Below are 17,281 nucleotides of genomic sequence, written 5' to 3'. Positions count from 1 at the left end.
TGCGAACCCTCGTCGAATACGAGATGCTCTACCCAGCCCGCCAACCAGCATGAAGCCAACCAAAGTAACTTCATGCAACTCGGAGCACATCAGAGTCTCCACCGAACCCGGGGCGATTCACTGAACGTTTTTCATCCCCTGACGGCGGAGCGCTGGTCACAGCGTGATCGCAAGGTCGGCGTTCGCCTGACGACATAGAGAAACCCCTGGTAGACGGGTTGATCACCACAACCCACACCGTCGCAACCAGGGGCTTCGGATGCTGTTCTATCGTGCTGCCGTCGATTTGTCGTCGGGCCGGAATCGTCACCCTGGCCGACAAGGGCTATCAGGGCGCCGAGGGACCGCTGATCACCCCGTACAAGGGCAAGAACAAGCCCGAATCCCAGAAGCGGGCCAACCGCGCCCACGCCAGGTTACGCGGACCCGGCGAACGCGCGAACGCCCAGCTCAAAGACTGAAGATCCTCCGAAAGCTACGCTACGGCCCTTCCAAGGCCGGCCACCCCTGCAAAGCCATCGCCGTGCTTCAGAACCACCGTGTCGCCCAGGCCGCATGAGGCTGACATAGGTTCACTGTTGGCCAACGTTACGACTTGGTTGGTTCTGGGACGACGCCCCACATGAACGTGGAACTCTTCAGTAGTTGCTCCGTCGCCCTGATCCCGGTCAGGTGCTCGACGAGCAGGAAAGCCGGCCCTTGGTAGAGCCGGGGACCCGATGGGTAGAGCCTGTCGATCTCCGCCATCGTGTCCACGAGTTCGTCCGGAATCTCCGTCAGATATCCGTCATCGCCGCCCCAGGCGAATCGGATCTCGCCGTCCTCACACCAGTAGAAGTAGTCCATGTCCTTGATGCCGAGTGCGGCTTGGGAGACGAGGCGGGTGCCCTCGGAGAGTTCAGTGATCACGTCTTCGCGGGTGCCGAGCCAGTCAGAGTCGAAAACGAACGTCCAATCGCCGATGGAGGTGACGCCGAGAGGCTTCTCAGAGCGTGAGTAGTAATCCGGGTCGTCGGGGAAGGGACCCGGCGTGAAGTCCTCCCATCGACCGCCGAGGTGGGCGACCACCTGTTCAGGCGTGGCACGGATGTAGATGAAGCTGTAGCACTCCTCGGCGTATTCACCGCAGAGCCAAGAGATATCGAAGGGCTGCATCGTCATGTCGTCATGCTGCCAGCCGCCACCGACAGGCACAGGACCCGATCGCCGCAGGACGATGGGACTGGGCGCAATGCGGCGTGACGCGCTTGGACTGGGCCGGATCACCCGACAACCTGCCCGGTGGCGGCCTGAGTGTTCACCTCTACCGACTCAGCCGCTCTAAGCTGCGGCTTCAGGATGAAAAAGGCTCACTGAAGCCGTAGGAGATCCAGATAGCGACTACCTCCACATACGGGTGACTTCGACCACCTGGGCACCCTCGATGACCGGCTTCTTGGCCAGCTGGCGAATCCCGGAAACGTCGCTGGTCACAAGGATCCCCGCGATAAGGCCGGACGCGGCTCTTGTCGCGATTTCGTCGCTGTCTAGGCCCACCAACTCAAGGAGATCCTGGTCCTTTCGAGTGAGGCTGGACGCCCAGCGCTGAAACTGACCAACGTTAGAAAGGATCTGCTCGCACTCCTGAAGTCCACGGGAATAGCAGTTTGTCGTCGCCGACCAGGTGATCGGGGATGCCTCAGCGCCTCGCGCTGACGGAGGGAAGAATACCGTCTCCACTGCATGCGGCCAGATGGCTTCCACCTCCCTCTCTTTCAGGGGACGCCTGAACCACACCACGGCAGTTGCCCAGAAAGGCCCCTGAATCTCATCCAGCATGTCTTCGACAGATTCGGTCTTGAATGCCAGCATTCTGTAGGCGGCTGAGATTCGCGTAGTCCACAGTTTGGGCAACTTGATCGAGCCGTCTGGGAGTAGCCCGATCGACGTCTCGAATCGTAGGTCGTTGCCCAGTTGCCCCGGCATGGGTGACAGTACCAGCCGCAAATCACTTCCTCGGCTTGATACGCTTGCATTCTCGCGGTCTGACTCAAGGTAGTCGACCGCATAGTCAGGGTTAGCTGAGGCGAAGCCGTTCACGAGAACCCGCCATACGTCTTGGGTGCTATACATGTTCCGCCATAGGTCTGAGGAAGGCGTTCGGGCGGCCACGGGAAGCAGGACGAGGCCGGCTAACACCACCATCACGGCGATGGCCAAACTCCCCAGGCGAACTCTGCTCGCCTTCATTGTCATGATGCTCCAAGAGTTCGTGTTGTTACTTGGCTCAGCCGAGACCGGCGACAGGATGTGTCTCAACACCCTGCCGCCGCATCATATGAACGCCCTATCTTAATCCAGCGTTCCCGCGACAAGCGCCTGAATCACAGGTTCGCACTTCAGCGGACGCGACACCACCTCATTAGGATTCTTACGGTACCGCGACACGTAACAGTCCGCCGAGTGGTTGGCTTTCACCGAGTAATTCTGAGTGGAAACCTTCCCGGTCTTCGGGTTGGTGGCCTTCACACTGAAGTACGCCCACATCATGGCGGTGAAGTGATGGCGGTATCTTCCGATCCCGCATTCACCGAAGACCGGGACGGTGCATCTCGCTTGGACGTCTCCGGTTGCATCCGAGATTTTCGTGGGGTTGTTGGGGTCGTGGTTCTTCAGCAGGAGGACATCCGTGCAGCCTTCGGCAATCTGACCGCTCACAGTCTTTTCGCCCGAAGCCCCAGCCTGCTCCCACATCAGCGATATCGCGCCCTTGACCTGACCATCGATGGTCTGCTTCTGGAAGCAGCCTTTCGAACGGTACTCCATACCGCCACTCTTAGTGGAATTGGAGTAGAGCACCTTAGAGAATGCACGACCGAACGGGGTGTTCAACTCCTTCTGGCCGTTGGCGGGATACACGTGCATGAAGCTGTGGAATCTGTTGATCTTCCAGCGGTGCTCCGGGAACTCGTCGCACTCCAGAGGACAGCCGACACCTATACCTTCGTGAGGTCCCCACTCGGCGTAGCCCGAGGTGAGAAGCCACCAATTCTTCCGGCCAAGCTGCTGCCGCATCTCGCAGTACAGGCTTTGGTCGGCAGTCCAGCATGACGTCCGCTCTCCCGGTGTTGTCTTGCAGCCAGGCGCTCGGGGGGCACCGCACGGCGGAGGAATAGCAGCGCCGCCAGCTCCGCGGTCTGCGTGGTCAGTGGAATCCTCGTTCGCCTCCAACGGGACGTCGATGATGGTGACATTGCCGCAGCGGTCGAACACGAAGATCGAGATAGTCGCCTCGCTTGGTTCGATCGTCCCCCCCGTACCTACAGCGGACTGATCCGGGACGGTGCTGAACGTGGATCCACTCGTTTCTGTCCAGGTGCGCTTGACCTCGGCGGCGACGCGGACGCTGCCATCCGCAATCGCCTGCACAACCGTATTGGCCAGTTGCACCGATGAGCCGGATCTGATCTTGCCATCCTGCGCCAGCGCCTCTCGTTCCTGCACGAGAGCAGCGTTCAGCAGCGACAGCTTGGCCGCGCTGGGTGCGCTCGCGGTGACGCCGGGGGCGTCCCAGATGGTGGTGGCCCGGCCTTCGAGTACGGCGTCTTGTGCCTGGTAATAGGCCTGGATGCGGTCGAGGTACTCCTGTGCCCCCGATTCCGAGACCGACACGCTCTTCACAGCCGAAGGCGGTGTGTCAAGAAAGGGGATGCACGCCCTTGTCGGATTCGGTGTCGGAGGCGGTGGGACCGCTTTGGTCGTGGCGGTGGCTGCTTCCCAGTCACTGACGCCGAATGCGGTCTTAGCCCGCACCTTGATGGTGTAGGTTACACCGTTGGCCAGGCCACTGATCGCCGCCCACGGGTCCTTGACCTGCACCGTCTTGACGGCGGTGCCACCATCATCGACCACTTCGACGTCGTAGCCGTCCAGCAACGCCATGCCGCCGTTGGATTCCGGCACGCCCCAACTGGCGATAGCGCTGGCATCGCCACCGGAGGCGTTCAGGTTGAGCACCTTGCTCGGCGGTCCGGCGGGCAGGTAGGTGAGCGCGAGCGAGGGCTGTTCGGTAGCCGCTGCATCCGCGAAGGTGATGATCTCGTCCTGGTTGGATGTGAGCAACAGCCATTGGTACTCGCTTCCAGCGATGTCGGCCTGTGGGCCAGCCAGCGGTAGCGAGTACGGCGTCGCCTCGGGATCGGCGTCGCCCGCCAGATCCGAACCCTTCGACTCGCTCGTAACCGGACTCTTGAGCGGAGTAGCGGTGATGACCGCGCCTGTGGGGCAGGTACCTGCCGGACACCCTGACGCGCCGAGCTTAAGGACCCCTTCCGTGATGACCGCACCGTCGGGGAGCTCATCGAGTCTGAATCCGATAACGGCGGCGATCTTATCGGTGCCAGTGCCGCCGATCCGCATGACCGTGTCGTCGGTAACGGTGCAAGGGGCGCCACCGCAGGCAGTCGGGTCGGTCTTCGCCGTCTTGATGACAAAGTTGTCTTTAAGAAGGGTCAGATGTCGGACGTCTTCAGCGGGCGGATCAGTTGGGGTGCCAGGGACAGTGAAACTGACCGGGGCGGTCTTAGCGGTGCATACCTCCAGCGCACACGCCTGCATCTGCCAGGTGTACGTCCCGCCGAGACGAACGGTGTTCTCAGGGATCTGGAAGGACGCCCGCTCTCCGCCGTTGACGACGCGCTCGCCCAGTGGGCTGGAACCGACCGGAGCACCGGTGCTGTCGTACAGGAAGTACTTGGCGGTTACCTGTCCACCCGAGGGACGCGACACCATGCCCGACAGGATCGGCCGGGTGGGATCGGCCATGCCGGTCTCGGCGTCCGTGGGGACGAACGGAGCGTCACTGGTGATGCGGTAGGCCGGGCTTTCGTTGCAGGAGGGCGGAGTGACGCCTGTACGGCAGGCCTTCACGACGAACTTGAAGCTGGCAGGATTGTCGAGGGTGAACAGCTTGTCGACGATCTGTCCCGACGGGACGCCGTTATAGCTGGTAGCGGTGGGGACACCGTGCAGGGCCTGAACGTCGGTCTCGGTGAGCACGCGGCTGTAGACGTGGACGTCGTCGACCGCGCCGTTGAGGTAGTTGGCGAAGGAGTTGTCCACCTTGGTGCGACCGATTTGGAAGTTCCCTCGGGCGTTCCACGGGGTGGCGTGGTCCTTCTCCCCGGACAGCCTGCCGTCCACGTACAGTCGTAGCTTCAGCGTGGCGGCGTCGTAGACGGCGACCAGATGGGTCCAGGTGTTGATCTGGGCCGGCTTGTCGGAGGCCACGATCGTCGTGGTGGTGGGGACCGCATCGCTGCGCGGCATGCCGAACCACCACTTCTGTTCGTACTCGTGGTAGGTGAGGAAGAAACCGGCCTGCTTGGTGCCGATCTGGCTCACGATGGTGTGGTCACCGGTGCTGCCGTCGAGTCGCGCCCAGGCGCTGACCGAGAAGCTCTGGTTGGTGTTGAGTACCGGCTTGGTGGTCACGGCGTAGGCGTCGTTGGGGTCGGTCAGGCCGTCGTTGACCAGCTTCAGCGCCTTGCCGAGTTGCCCGGTGTCACGGCTGGCGGCCCCGTTCATCGTCGCGGGGAATCCCTTGCCGGACGAGTCTGTCGCCGTCGTTCCGGAGGCCTCGTCGAACTTCCAGTAGGCGGCCTCACCCGTTGGGGTCGCCGGCGGGGTGCCCATGGTGGAGTCGTTGACGCTCACGGTGTAGTCGAGGTTGGTGGCCTCGGCGACACTGGACTTGAATCCGACCTTGACGTTGGTGCTGCGCGCGATCGCGTCGTTGCCGGCCATGGAGTCGATGGACTCCGCGGTGACGGTGGGGATCTCCGGCGGCAGCATGTAGGAGACGGTCAGCTTCGGGGGATGCGCACCGCTGCCGGTGGTCTCAGCGGAGTGAAACTCGATGGTGCCGTTCGTCCCCCACGTCATCGACTCGCTCGCGATGCGGATCTGCAGGCCGTAATTGGCCGTTCCCGCCGCCCAGCTGCTGACGATGTCCTTGACCGACCAGGTGAACGCCCGGGGATAGACGCCCTCGGCATAGGGCGGGCAGAGTTGAATCTGGGACCCGCTTTCCGCCGTGGCGGGCTGATTGGCCCAGGTGACCTGACCAGGCGTCCACGCGCCGGTGAGACGCGAAGCCTTCAGGCCGTCTCCGTAGACGTCGCATCGGGAGCCGTTCGGCGCCCACAGTTCCAGCTGCGCGCTGGCGATCGCCCTTCCGGCCAGGGGACTCGCGTCGAATTTGAGCAGGGATCTGTTGTAGTCGACGACGGTTGCCGTGCTGCCGCTGGGTCGCCATGTCTCACCACCGACTTTGAGGGAGCTGGCACCAGGCTGGTCATAGCCCGTGCTGTTGGAGTGCAGATAGGTGTCAGTGTCCAGCGTGAGCGTGGAGGTCGGATCCACGACGACCGGATACTTGGTGGCGGGGTCGGCGAGGAATTTCGCGTCCGGCTTCAGAACCAGAACCGAGGTGCCGTTCTCGGTGATCACCTGCGTGTCGATCGAGCCGGTCCGGCGGCTTCCCTTGCCATCGGCGTCCGGCTCGGCGCTGTCCCGCATGATCGGTTCCGGGGCCTGAGCGACTGTCTTGCCCTTCGGATCGGCCAGTTTCAGGCCGCCCTTTTTACCTTCGGCGAACCGCAGGCCCTCCTGCTGGATCGGGATGCGGAACTCCACCGGCCCCTTGGGCTTCTCACGCAGCACCACGTCGTGCTGGAACCCGGTGGGCAGGGCCGTCAGGACCAGATCCGCTCCGGGCCCGGCGGCGTCCACGTAGCGGGCGACATTGCCCGTCACCTCCGGGCGTGGAAGGGATTTCCCCCAGTCCAGGGCGAACCGCTGCCCCTTGCCATCGCGTTCCATGGACGCGAACGCCTTGCCGTCGCCTCCGAGGGAGAACCCGATGTCGGCCCTGCCGACCTTCGGCTTCAGAACACCGTCACGTTCCACCAGGGCGGTGTCGATCCAAGCCCAGGAACCGTCGGCCTGCTTGACTCTGGCCGGGCCGGCGTAGGACTGCATGGTGATGGTGCCGTCAGGGTTGGCCCACGACCGGGACGCCTCTGTGCCCGCGGCCTCCACCTCGACGGGCTTGTTCTGTTTCCTGGCCTCCTCGACACCGGCGCGGAGTGGAGCATCCGGATCTTCCGGGCGAGGGAAGGTCGTCACCGCAGGTGTCGCGGGTGTCGGCGCAGCACCTGGTTTCGGGTCGGCCTGGGCGGGCAGGGAGCCGCCCGCCGCCAGGAGTGACGCGGCAAGAGCGGAGACGGTCACGACCGTGAACGTGGTCCGTGGGGGTGATCCGCGCCGTGGCGGCGGCGTGGATGGGCGGTACGGCAAGGAAGACCTCACCAATTCCTCCAGCATGTAGGGAGATGGTCCGGCCGGTGTGGGGAAGTGGGAGAACCGGCCGGAAATGATCACCGCAAGCATGCAGGATGGCGATGTTGATCTTGTCTTATATTGTGTCGCGATCTTGGTCTTCGCCGCATCGCCGCGTGTCTGAACAGGAGGCTTATCGGAGGACAACCTCCTGTGGCGCCGCCTCGATCAGTGCCCGCCACAGCCGCCCGCCATCCGGATCGATCAGGAGGACCGCCACCTCAGGCGAATGCCACCCCTGCGGCGATGACCTCGGCCTCCGGGATCCCCATCGGGGTGAGTATGGCGAGAGCTTCTTTCCTGTGCCGGCTTGACTCCTTCTTTCTTCCCGAGGCTTCCAGTGTCACGGAAAGCACACTGTGCGCAAGGCCTTTATAATAGAGATTGTTCAAAGATGAGGAGAACCCCAAGGCCGTCCGGTGATTCTCTATCGCGGCATCGTTCTCTCCGACCGCCAGGTGAGCTTTCCCCAAGTCGATGAGTATTTCGCACTCAATCTCCCCGTTACCCGCCTCCCCTATCTTGACGAGGGCCTCCTTGTGATAGGCGAGGGCCTCGGCATGGCGTCCCTGCCTCAAATGGTCTCTACCGAGATGATTCAAGGCGTCCGCCACCATACGGACATTTCCCAACTTATGGCCAATTTCAAGAGCCTGCGCATGGCACTTCAACGCGGCCTCGAAGTCACCCAGCCTTGCATGGGCTTCGCCCAGATGCATCAGAATGTACGCGTCGCCCTGCCCGCCCCCTTGCTCTTGCAAGTAAAATCGGCAGTCCTGGAGATGGCTCAGCGCATCCTCCGGGCGTCCTAACTGCAGGTAGGTTATTGATATGCGGTGTAGCGCACCGGCAGGATCGGGCTGCTTACCAAGAGAACGTTCGAGTTCGATGGATTTCCGGCAGACCTCGACCGCCTCGGTCAGCCGTCCGACGCGTGTCAGGCCGTAGCCGATATCGCTGAGGGCTCTGGCCTGCCCCTCACGATCTCCCATGGCCTCACACAAGGCAAGGCTCTGCCGCTGAAGGTCCAGATACATGGAATAGTCTCCAGCGAACATGTACGCATAGCCCAAGGCCGCCAGCATTTGAGCCTCACCGTGCTGGTCTCCGATCACACGAGAAGCGGTCAGGCCGATCTGTTGGATGGCGATCCAATCGTCTATGCGATTCTGCACATCAAAGAACCGTGACAATGATCGCGCCGCTCTCCAGGCGTGAGCGGACCATCCATGGGAAGCTCCATAGGAAACCACGGCCATCAACGAGCGGTGTTCTGCTTTCATCCACTTCCACGTATCCGCCGGACCTTTGAACCTCGCTCTGTCGTCATCCTCCACCGGGATATCGAGCGCCTTCGTCAGACGGCCGGGATCGATGAGGTCCATGGCGGCGACGGTCGTGCGCAGATACCAGTCGAACAGGCGTGTCAGCGCAGCGCGGCGGTCGGCCTCCGGGTCATCGACCTCGGCGCGGTCACGCGCGTAGACACGGATCAGATCGTGCATCGTCAGCCGCCGGGCATCGTCTCGGCCGACCAGGTGCGCGTTGACGAGCGTGTCGACCACCGCGCGGCATTCTCCGACGGACAGGTCGGTCAGGGCGGCGACGCCGTCAAGACTGATGTCCTCTCCGGGGGCGAGACCCATCAGCCGGAAGACCAGCCGGGCGGGTTCTGGTAGGGCCCGGTAGGAGAGCTCGAAGGCGGCGCGGACCCCGATGTGTGGATCTTCTTCGATCTCCAGGGTGGCCAGGGGGTTCTCCTTGCGCAGCCGCGCCGCGAAGTCGCCGACGGGCAGGGCGGGCTCGCTCGCGAGATGGGCCGCGGCCAGCCGGAGCGCGAGCGGCAGGTATCCGCACAGCCGAGCCAGCTCCGAGACCGCGTCCATTTCATCGCGGATTCGATCGATCCCCAGAACGGCGACGAGCAGTGCCCGCGCCTCCTCAGCCGAGAGGACCTCGAGAGCGATGGCGCGGACATCATGGGTGACCGATAGTCCTCGCAGCGAGTCCCGGCTGGTGATGACCACTTTGCACGAAGGCGATCCGGGCAGGAGGGGACGTATTTGCTCGGATCTGGCCGCGTCGTCGAGCACCACGAGCATCCGCTTGCCGGCCATGAGTGACCGGTAAAGGGTCTCCCGCTCGCCCGTGTCACGAGGAATCTCCTCCACCGCCAGACCCAGCCCACCGAGAAGCTGGCGTAGAGCCTGCGCTCCCGTGACGGGCTCCTGCTGCGAATAGCCGTGGAGGTTCACATACAGCTGCCCGTCGGGAAACCGGTCGGCCACCCGGTGGCCCCAGTGTGTCGCGAGCGCGGTCTTCCCGACTCCGGCGGTGCCCGCGATGGCGGTGATGACCACGACCGGCACGCCCTCCTGCTCCATGGCCAACAACCGGTCCAGCTGCCGCAGGCTTTCCTCCCGGCCGGTGAAGCGAGCGATGTCAGCGGGAAGCTGCCGGGGAATCGAATGGGGGCGAGCCGGAGGAGCGGGTGCCTCTGCATGCCGTACCTCGGCGGTGAGATCGAGCCCGGGGTCGGCCGAAAGGATTTCCTGGTGAAGCCTGGCCAGGTTCTCTCCCGGTTCCAGACCGAGCTCGCGCCGGAAATGCTCGTGTGCCCGCCTGTACTCCTCGAGCGCCTCCGCCGTCCGTCCCGCGCGATGAAGCGCGAGCATCAGCTGCGCTCGCAGCCGCTCGTGCAGTGGATTCTCGGCGACGAGCCCTCTCAGCTCGCTGACCAGCTCGGAACCGCCGCCCGAGGCGAGGTCGGCCTCGATTCGCCCGACGAGCGCGGCGGTTCTCTGTTCCTCCAACGCGGGACCTTCAGCCGACTGGAAGCCGGGACTGGCGCCTTCGAACGCGGAGCCGCGCCACAGTGCCAACGCCTTCTGGAATCGCTCAGACGCCTGTACTGCATCGCCCGCCGACAAACAGGCGCGGGCGGCCTCGGTCTCGGTGAGGAAAACGCCGAGATCCGAGGCATCGGACGGGATCTGCAACGAGTAACCCATGGGCGTGCTCGCCAGAACAGCGGGATCGGTGAGCAACCGGCGCAGGGACCACAGATGGTTATGCAGCAGCCTGCGCCCGGAGGCCGGAACCGTGTTTCCCCACAGCGCGGTAAGCAGCCGATCGTGCGAGACGACACGACTGGCGTTCAGCACCAGCACGGCGAGTAATGTTCGCTGTTTCGGGCCGACGACCGAGAACAATCGTCCGTCACGCCAGACACCCACCGGCCCGAGTACCCGGAACTCCAAACCGACCCCTTTCAACCCTGAGATTCACCTCCGGGCATGCCGGCCACGGTGTATGCCAGTTCGGCATACACCGTGCAGCCGCCTCATCTCGGAGAGCAGTCTCAACAAATCAAATCTTCGATAACGGGTCAAACAATACAAGATCGAAGAATTTGGGTTGAGGGACCCCTATGCAGACTCGTTTCCTCTTCATTTCCCAGGTCACGGGGCGCCGCAACTCAGAGGGCCCGGCATGGAATAGAAAAGCTCCCGCTGGGAGATTGCCGATGGGAACAATCATCACAACGGGAGCTCGGGCATTTTCCTGTCGTTCCGTAGCATCCTTATCGCGAAGAGTGCTCTCCACTTACTCGTACATGGTCAGGCCGGGAGGACTGAGGAGCTCTGCTGGACGAGGTCCCAGACCTGTTCGGCGCTGTCGCAGCGCAGGGCGTCGGCCGCCAGGTTCCGGCAGTCGTCGCGGCGGAGACGGCGGATCCGGTAGCGGATCTCGTCGAGTGCGGCCGGGGAGACGGAGAGCACGTCGCAGCCCAGGCCGACCAGCAGGGGCATGACGGTGGCGTTCGCGGCGGCGTCGCCGCAGATCGAGACCTGCCGGCCGTGGCGGTGGGCGGCGCGGACGACCTCGGCGATGGCGGCCAGGACGCGGGGGTGGGCGGTCATCATCGGCGTGGCCGCGGGGTCACGGCGGTCGAGGCCGAGGATCTGGCTGGTCAGGTCGTTGCTGCCGATGGACAGGAAGGCGGCCTCCGCGGCGAGCCGGTCGGCGGCGGCGACGGCCTCGGGGAGTTCGATCATGACTCCGAGGGGCGGGGCGGGGACGCCGAGCTCGGTGGCGGCGGCGTCCAGCAGGTCGCGGCAGGCGCGGAACTCGGCGATGTCGGCGACCATGGGGATCATCAGGCGCAGGCCGTCGCCGGCCGGGGCGACGCTGAGGACGGCGCGGAACTGGTCGGCGAACGCGGCGGGCTCGGCGAGCATGAGCGGCAGGCCCCGCCCCAGACGCTGCCCCTGACGCCCCGCGGTGAGGAACGGCGGGAGCTTGTCGTCGGCGAAGTCGAGGGTGCGCACGGTGACGGTTCGGCCGACGAGTTCACGCATGATCGGGCTGAGCTCGACGCTGTGCAGGGCCTGCGTCGGCCAGCTCGTCGCTTCCAGGAACGGCAGTTCGGTGCGGAGCAGCCCCACGCCGTCGGCGCCCGACGCCAGAGCTGCGCGCGCCTCCTCGGCGGTGGCGATGTTGGCCCGCAGGACGACCGGGTGCCCGTCCAGCGTCTGGCAGGGCAGGTCCCGCTCGGCGGCGTAGGTGACTCGCCGGTCCCGGGCCCGCGCCATCTCGGCGAGCGCGGCCTCGCGGTCGGGAGTCGGCGGGTGGGGGCGTACGGTGCCCCGCCCCCCGTCGACGAGCAGTTCCACACCGTCGGCCATGTCCAGCAGGGCGCGGTCGATGCCGGTGAGCAGGGGGATCGACAGGGATCGGGCGACGATGGCGGCGTGGGAGTTGGGCCCCCCGGTCACCGACAGGGCCGCGGCGATCGGGGACTCGGTCTCCAGGAGGTCGGCCGCGCCGATCTCCTCGGCGATGAGGACGAGCGGGCCGTCCGTTCCGGCGCCGCCGGAGAGGTCGGCGCCGTCGAGCCAGGCAAGAGCGCGTTTTCCGACCTGGCGGACGTCGGCGGCGCGTTCGGCGAGGGTCGGGTCGCCCAGGGAGGCGATCATGGTGGCGTAATGGCCGACGGCCTCGCGGATCGCGTCGGCCACGGGCACGCCCTCGTCGGCGCGCTGGATCGCGGCGGCGCGCAGGTCACCATCGCGGGCGATATGACCGTTGACTTCCATGATGTCGGCCTGCTCGGGTCGACCACGCTCGCGCAGGGTCGCCGCCAGGTCGCTCAGCCGCTCGGCGACGGCGTCGAAGGCCTCGGTGACGCGCCGGGCGGGCTCTCCACCGGCCCTCTCCCCCGTCGAGGCGGGCCTCGGGCGGTCGGTACGGCGGGCGAATCCCAGCGCGACGCCCGGCGAGGCCACGCTGCCCGTGAAAGAGGACACCTCACCCGAAGGGCCCAAAGAGCCCGCAGAGTCCGGAGAACCCGGAGAGCTTGAAGAGTCCGGAGAAGAGGCCCCCTCGCTCGCAGACCGTGAAGAAGAGGTCACCTCGGCCGTGGAAGAGGGGGCCGCACCGGTGGAAGAGGCTGCGTCACCGGTGAACTCGGCCTGGTCCACGGTCATCCGCTCACCACCTCGGCAAGGGCGTGGAAGATCAGCACGGTGGAGGTGGCGCCGGGGTCCTGATGGCCCTGGCTGCGGGGGCCGAGGTAGGAGGCACGGCCCTTACGGGCGATCATGGGGATGGTCGCGCGCATGCCCTCCTCCGCGCTGTCCGTCGCCGCCAGGGCCGCGGCGACCAGGTCGCCGCCGTTGCGCAGTGCCTTGTCGAAGGCGTCGAGGGCGGGACGGTAGGCATCGATCATGGTCTTGTCGCCCGGCTGTGCCGCACCGAGTCTCTGGACCGCCTCCAGCCCTGCCGTCAGTCCTTCCAGCAGCTGCTCGGCGGTGACCACCGGATCGGTGAGCTGCTTGCCTGCGGCGCGGAACGCGGACCCGTAGAGGGGGCCGGACGCGCCGCCGACGGTCGACACCAGCGTGGTTCCGGTCTTGGTGAGGACCTCGCCGACCGTGGTGAACCGCGAGCCGTCCAGTGTGGCGACGACGGCGGAGAAGCCACGGTGCATGTTGGTGCCGTGGTCGGCGTCGCCGATGGCCGCGTCCAGCTGGGTCAGCTGGTCGGTGTGTTCGGTGACGGCCTCGGCGATGGCCCGTACCCAGGCCAGGGCGGTGTCGGTGTCCATGTGAAGTACTCCTGTCGTGGCCCCGGCCCGGGCGGCCGGGGCGTGAGATGCGGCGATGTGGTGGGCGGAAGGCGGTCCGGTGTCACACGAGCCGGTGTCACACCGGACCGGTGTCACGCGGCCCGCTGCGGTCAGACTCCCCAGCGCAGCGCCGGGGTGTTGACCGGGGCGTCCCACAGGGCGAGCATCCGCTCGTCCGCATGACAGACGGTGAGAGACGCACCGGCCATGTCGAGGCTCGTGACGTAGTTTCCGACCAGGCTGCGAGCGATGATCACGCCCTGCTCGGAGAGCCGTGCCGCCACCTCGCCGAACAGCACGTACAGCTCGATCAAGGGGGTGGCGCCCAGGCCGTTGAGCATGACGATGGTCTTGTCGCCGGCCGACAACGGCATGTCGGCCAGGATCGCCTCGACCATGGCGTCCGCGAGTTCCGCCGCGGGCCGGATCTTCCCGCGGCGGCGGCCGGGTTCGCCATGGATGCCGACGCCGATCTCGATCTCGTCGTCGGGCAGGACGAAACCAGGCCTGCCGGCCGCGGGAGTGGTGCAGGAGGTGAGGGCGATGGCGAAGGAGCGGGAGGCGGCGTTGACCTGACGGCCGAGCTCGGCGACCTCCTTGATCGGGGCGCCCTGCTCCGCGAGGGCGCCGGCGATCTTCTCGACGAACACGGTGGCGCCGGTGCCGCGCCGCCCCGCGGTCCAGGTGGAGTCCTTCACCGCCACGTCGTCGTCGACCAGTACGGTCTCCACGGTGATGCCGACGTCGGCGGCGAGCTCGGCGGCGAGCTGGAAGTTCATGACGTCGCCGGTGTAGTTCTTGACGATGAAGACCACTCCGCTGCCGCTGTCGACCGTTCCCGCGGCGGCGAGCATCTGGTCGGGCACCGGGGAGGTGAAGACCTCGCCGGGGCAGGCGGCGTCCAGCATGCCCGTTCCGACGAACCCGCCGTGTAGCGGCTCGTGCCCGCTGCCGCCGCCGGAGATCAGCGCCACCTTGCCGGGCGGGGTCGCGGCGGCCCTGGTGACGACACGACCGTCGGAGTCGATTCGAAGGGAGGGGTGGGCCGCCGCCACGCCGATCAGCGCGTCCCGCAGGACCGAGTCGGGGCTGTTGATGAACTTCTTCACGACAGTGCCTCCTTGACGATGACCGGCTCGACGGCCGGAGCGGCGGTCTGCGCCGCCCGGCGTGTGTTGAGGACGAACTCGTAGACCACTCCGGCGAGCACCGCTCCGATCACTTCGGCGACGACGTAGACGGGGAACTGTCCCCACTGCACCTCGGCTCCCGCGAACTGGCCGACGAGCATCGGCCCGAACGCGCGCGCGGGATTGATCGCGGCTCCGGTGGCGGGAGCGACCGGAATGATGATCGCGAAGACGGCCAGGCCGATCGCCATCCCGGCGAAGCCGCCGGGCGCGCGGCCGTCGATCGCGCCGAAGACCACGAGCGCCAGCAGGAAGGTGCCGATCGCCTCGGCGATGAACGCCTGTCCAGCTCCCACCCCCTGGCCGTAGGCCGCGATGCCCAGACCCGCCGCGACGGCTTTGTGGCCCAGCACGCCGATGATGGCCAGGCTGCCCAGGATCGCGCCCAGCGCCTGCGCCGCCAGGTAGCCGGGCACTTCCCGCCAGGGCATCTTCCCGGTCGCCGCCAGCGCCAGCGTGACCGCCGGGTTGATCTGACAGCCGGAGACGTGGCCGATCGTGTAGATCATGGCGACGACCGCCGTGGCGAAGGCGAGGGAGATCATTCCCAGTTGGGCCATGGTGAACGGCGCGTCACCGCCGACCATGAGAGTGGCCGGCACCGAGCCGACACCGATGAATACGAGGGTTCCCGTGCCGAGCGTCTCGGCCAGCAGTTTCTGCGTTTGGCTGTTTTCTGCCATGACCCCGCTTGACGGCATCGCCGCCAAGCGCCTCACCTCCTCAGATGAGAGCTGAACCCTGTTCACCAATGATGAACATTGGTCGGAATTTAAGCTCGTCCTAAAGTGGTGTCAAGGGGGTGTTTCGGGCTTGTGACAGTCGCGTTACCGGAGATCCGGCCGGATTCGCCCGGCCGGCACCCCGATCCACGCCCTCGATCAGCTCGATCAGCGTCCTCGATCGGCGTCCTCGATCGGCGTCCTCGATCGAAGGCGTCAGCGACCGAAAACGCCGGCCCACGTCGACCGGCGGCTCCGGTCCACAGCGTCGACCGGCGGGGTCGACCAGCGGCGTCAACCGGCGGCGCGGCGTGCGTGCCCGCGGGCCGCACCGAGGTCGCGGGAGAGGTTGCGGGCGGTCTCCCGGACCGCGACGGCCAGCTCTTCCCGCCGCCCCTCGGCCAGCAGCCGCTCGACCGGCCCGACGAGGCCGATGGCACCGGCCACCTCTCCCGAACGGTCGAACACCGGGGCCGCGATACCCGCATCCCCGATGGCGGACTCCTGATCCTCGATCGCATATCCGACGTGGCGCACCGCCTCCAACTGCTCGGCGAGCCGGGCCGGATCGGTCACGCTCCGGCCGGTCAGCACGGCCGGCTCCGCCGCCAGCAGTTCCGCCTCGACGGCTTCGGACCCGAACGCCACCATCGCCTTACCGAGCGCGCAGGTGCTCCAGGGAATGCTGGCGCCGACCTCAAGGATCTGGATCGCCCCCTCGGGACGGAAGGCGTGGTGCACCACCAGCACGTGGTCACCGGTGAGCACGCTCACCCACACGGCCTCACCCGTCCGGGTCGCCAGCGAGTCGGCCCAGGTCATCGACCGCGTACGCAGCTCGTGGCCGTCCAGATAGGCATTGCCGAGATGCAGCAGGCCAGGACCCAGCCCGTACTTGCTGGAGTCACGATCCTGCACCACCAGCCCCTCCGCCTCCAGCGTCCGCAGCATCGAGTGCACCGTCGGCTTGGCGACGCCGAGCCGCTCGGAAAGTTCGGTCACACCGAGCTTCGACCCCGCGGAGGCAAGCTGTCGCAGGATTTCCACCGCACGTTGCACTGACTGAATCATGGGCCGCCATTCGTTCGGTATTGCTGAACGTTGTTCCGAAATATATGGTTAGCGTTCATGAGTGAACCTGTCGGCATCGTACTCGTGTCTCACAGCCCTCGGCTGGCCTCCGGACTGGCCGAACTCCTGGAACAGATCACTTCCGGCGCGGTGCCCGTGCACGTCGCGGCCGGCACCGAGGACGGAGAGATCGGGACGAGCTACACGCTCATCAGCAAAGCGATCTCCGACGCCGACCGAGGGGCCGGTGTCGTGGTCCTGCCCGATCTCGGCAGTTCCGTGCTCACCACCCGTACGGTCCTGGAGGACCACCCCGACTCCACCGTCGTCATGATCGATACCCCGTTCGTCGAGGGGTCGGTCGCAGTCGCCGCCACCGCCGCGACCGGCGCCGACCTGGCGACCGTCGTCGCGTCAGCCGAGGAGGCACGCCATGTCCGCAAGTTCTGATCCCGTCACCACGGACGCGGAGGTCGCCGAGATCACCGTCGTTCTGCCCGCCGCGCTCCACGCGCGTCCGGCCGGGCAACTGGCCCAGGTCGCCGCGGGCCTCCGACCGGCCGTCCGGCTGGAGTACGCCGGCAGGACGGTCAACCCCACCGGCATCCTCTCCGTCATGGGTCTGGGGGCCACGGCCGGTTCCACCGTCACCGTCCGCGCCGAAGGGCCCGGCGCCGAACACGCCGCGCAGGTGCTCGCCCGGCTGCTCAACGAAATCGACTGAACGGCCGGCCCCGACCGCTCTCACCCACTGCGGGCAGCGCGACTCCACGGTCCCGGCGGTTCGT

At 66.1% G+C, this 17,281-nt stretch carries 11 protein-coding genes and 1 pseudogene; 3 read left to right on the top strand and 9 right to left on the bottom strand.

Annotated features, from left to right (window positions below):
• Positions 1-290 precede the first annotated feature (290 nt).
• Positions 291-559: pseudogene (locus tag ACQPYK_RS17630) on the top strand (transposase family protein); the annotation flags it as partial.
• A 29-nt stretch (positions 560-588) separates the two neighbouring features.
• Here ACQPYK_RS17630 and ACQPYK_RS17625 read toward each other — a convergent pair.
• The 9 genes from ACQPYK_RS17625 to ACQPYK_RS17585 all read right to left on the bottom strand — a co-directional run bounded on the left by ACQPYK_RS17625 (position 589) and on the right by ACQPYK_RS17585 (position 16,493).
• Positions 589-1,161 carry a DUF6461 domain-containing protein gene (locus ACQPYK_RS17625; RefSeq protein WP_433256496.1) on the bottom strand — a complete coding sequence of 191 codons (573 nt, stop codon included), beginning with the start codon at positions 1,159-1,161 and terminating at the stop codon, positions 589-591.
• Between the two features lie 219 nt (positions 1,162-1,380).
• Positions 1,381-2,235 carry a hypothetical protein gene (locus ACQPYK_RS17620; RefSeq protein ID WP_433256494.1) on the bottom strand — a complete coding sequence of 285 codons (855 nt, stop codon included), beginning with the start codon at positions 2,233-2,235 and terminating at the stop codon, positions 1,381-1,383.
• Positions 2,236-2,331: 96 nt separating this feature from the next.
• A complete protein-coding gene (locus ACQPYK_RS17615) occupies positions 2,332-7,272 on the bottom strand; it encodes a LamG-like jellyroll fold domain-containing protein (protein ID WP_433256492.1) in 4,941 nt (1,646 codons plus the stop codon).
• 329 nt (positions 7,273-7,601) lie between these two features.
• Positions 7,602-10,640 carry a BTAD domain-containing putative transcriptional regulator gene (locus ACQPYK_RS17610; protein WP_433256491.1) on the bottom strand — a complete coding sequence of 1,013 codons (3,039 nt, stop codon included), beginning with the start codon at positions 10,638-10,640 and terminating at the stop codon, positions 7,602-7,604.
• 360 nt (positions 10,641-11,000) lie between these two features.
• A complete protein-coding gene (locus tag ACQPYK_RS17605) occupies positions 11,001-12,689 on the bottom strand; it encodes a putative PEP-binding protein (RefSeq protein WP_433256489.1) in 1,689 nt (562 codons plus the stop codon).
• A 176-nt stretch (positions 12,690-12,865) separates the two neighbouring features.
• Positions 12,866-13,489 (bottom strand): dihydroxyacetone kinase subunit DhaL, encoded by a 624-nt coding sequence (gene dhaL, locus ACQPYK_RS17600; RefSeq protein ID WP_433256487.1) that lies wholly within the window; start codon positions 13,487-13,489, stop codon positions 12,866-12,868.
• 131 nt (positions 13,490-13,620) lie between these two features.
• Positions 13,621-14,619, bottom strand: coding sequence for a dihydroxyacetone kinase subunit DhaK (gene dhaK / locus ACQPYK_RS17595; RefSeq protein WP_433256485.1), 999 nt, complete (start codon positions 14,617-14,619; stop codon positions 13,621-13,623).
• The gene (locus ACQPYK_RS17590; RefSeq protein ID WP_433256484.1) at positions 14,616-15,383 is read right to left on the bottom strand and encodes an MIP/aquaporin family protein; all 768 of its coding nucleotides are present in this window, start codon (positions 15,381-15,383) and stop codon (positions 14,616-14,618) included. Before ACQPYK_RS17590 ends, dhaK begins: the two co-directional genes overlap by 4 nt.
• 333 nt (positions 15,384-15,716) lie before the next feature.
• Complete coding sequence (locus ACQPYK_RS17585) at positions 15,717-16,493, bottom strand: IclR family transcriptional regulator (RefSeq protein WP_433256482.1); 777 nt, start codon at positions 16,491-16,493, stop codon at positions 15,717-15,719.
• A gap of 57 nt (positions 16,494-16,550) precedes the next feature.
• Here ACQPYK_RS17585 and dhaM point away from each other — a divergent pair, with 57 nt between their 5' ends.
• Positions 16,551-16,943 (top strand): dihydroxyacetone kinase phosphoryl donor subunit DhaM, encoded by a 393-nt coding sequence (gene dhaM / locus ACQPYK_RS17580; RefSeq protein WP_433256480.1) that lies wholly within the window; start codon positions 16,551-16,553, stop codon positions 16,941-16,943.
• Positions 16,927-17,217 (top strand): HPr family phosphocarrier protein, encoded by a 291-nt coding sequence (locus tag ACQPYK_RS17575; protein WP_433256478.1) that lies wholly within the window; start codon positions 16,927-16,929, stop codon positions 17,215-17,217. The genes dhaM and ACQPYK_RS17575 overlap by 17 nt, the downstream gene beginning before the upstream one ends.
• The last annotated feature ends 64 nt before the right edge of the window (positions 17,218-17,281 follow it).

The organism is Streptosporangium sp. CA-135522 (assembly GCF_050949235.1).
In the GTDB taxonomy this organism is placed as follows: domain Bacteria; phylum Actinomycetota; class Actinomycetes; order Streptosporangiales; family Streptosporangiaceae; genus Streptosporangium.
The sequence above is the reverse complement of the archived record's forward strand: the minus strand, read 5'-3'. Positions and strand labels throughout refer to the sequence as shown.

What these genes read in the sequence shown, in the direction of transcription:
- ACQPYK_RS17625 (WP_433256496.1), bottom strand. Translation starts at nt 1,161, where the DNA reads ATGACGATGCAGCCCTTCGATATCTCTTGGCTCTGCGGTGAATACGCC.
- ACQPYK_RS17620 (WP_433256494.1), bottom strand. Translation starts at nt 2,235, where the DNA reads ATGACAATGAAGGCGAGCAGAGTTCGCCTGGGGAGTTTGGCCATCGCC.
- dhaL (WP_433256487.1), bottom strand. Translation starts at nt 13,489, where the DNA reads ATGGACACCGACACCGCCCTGGCCTGGGTACGGGCCATCGCCGAGGCC.
- ACQPYK_RS17590 (WP_433256484.1), bottom strand. Translation starts at nt 15,383, where the DNA reads ATGGCAGAAAACAGCCAAACGCAGAAACTGCTGGCCGAGACGCTCGGC.
- ACQPYK_RS17585 (WP_433256482.1), bottom strand. Translation starts at nt 16,493, where the DNA reads ATGATTCAGTCAGTGCAACGTGCGGTGGAAATCCTGCGACAGCTTGCC.
- dhaM (WP_433256480.1), top strand. Translation starts at nt 16,551, where the DNA reads ATGAGTGAACCTGTCGGCATCGTACTCGTGTCTCACAGCCCTCGGCTG.
- ACQPYK_RS17575 (WP_433256478.1), top strand. Translation starts at nt 16,927, where the DNA reads ATGTCCGCAAGTTCTGATCCCGTCACCACGGACGCGGAGGTCGCCGAG.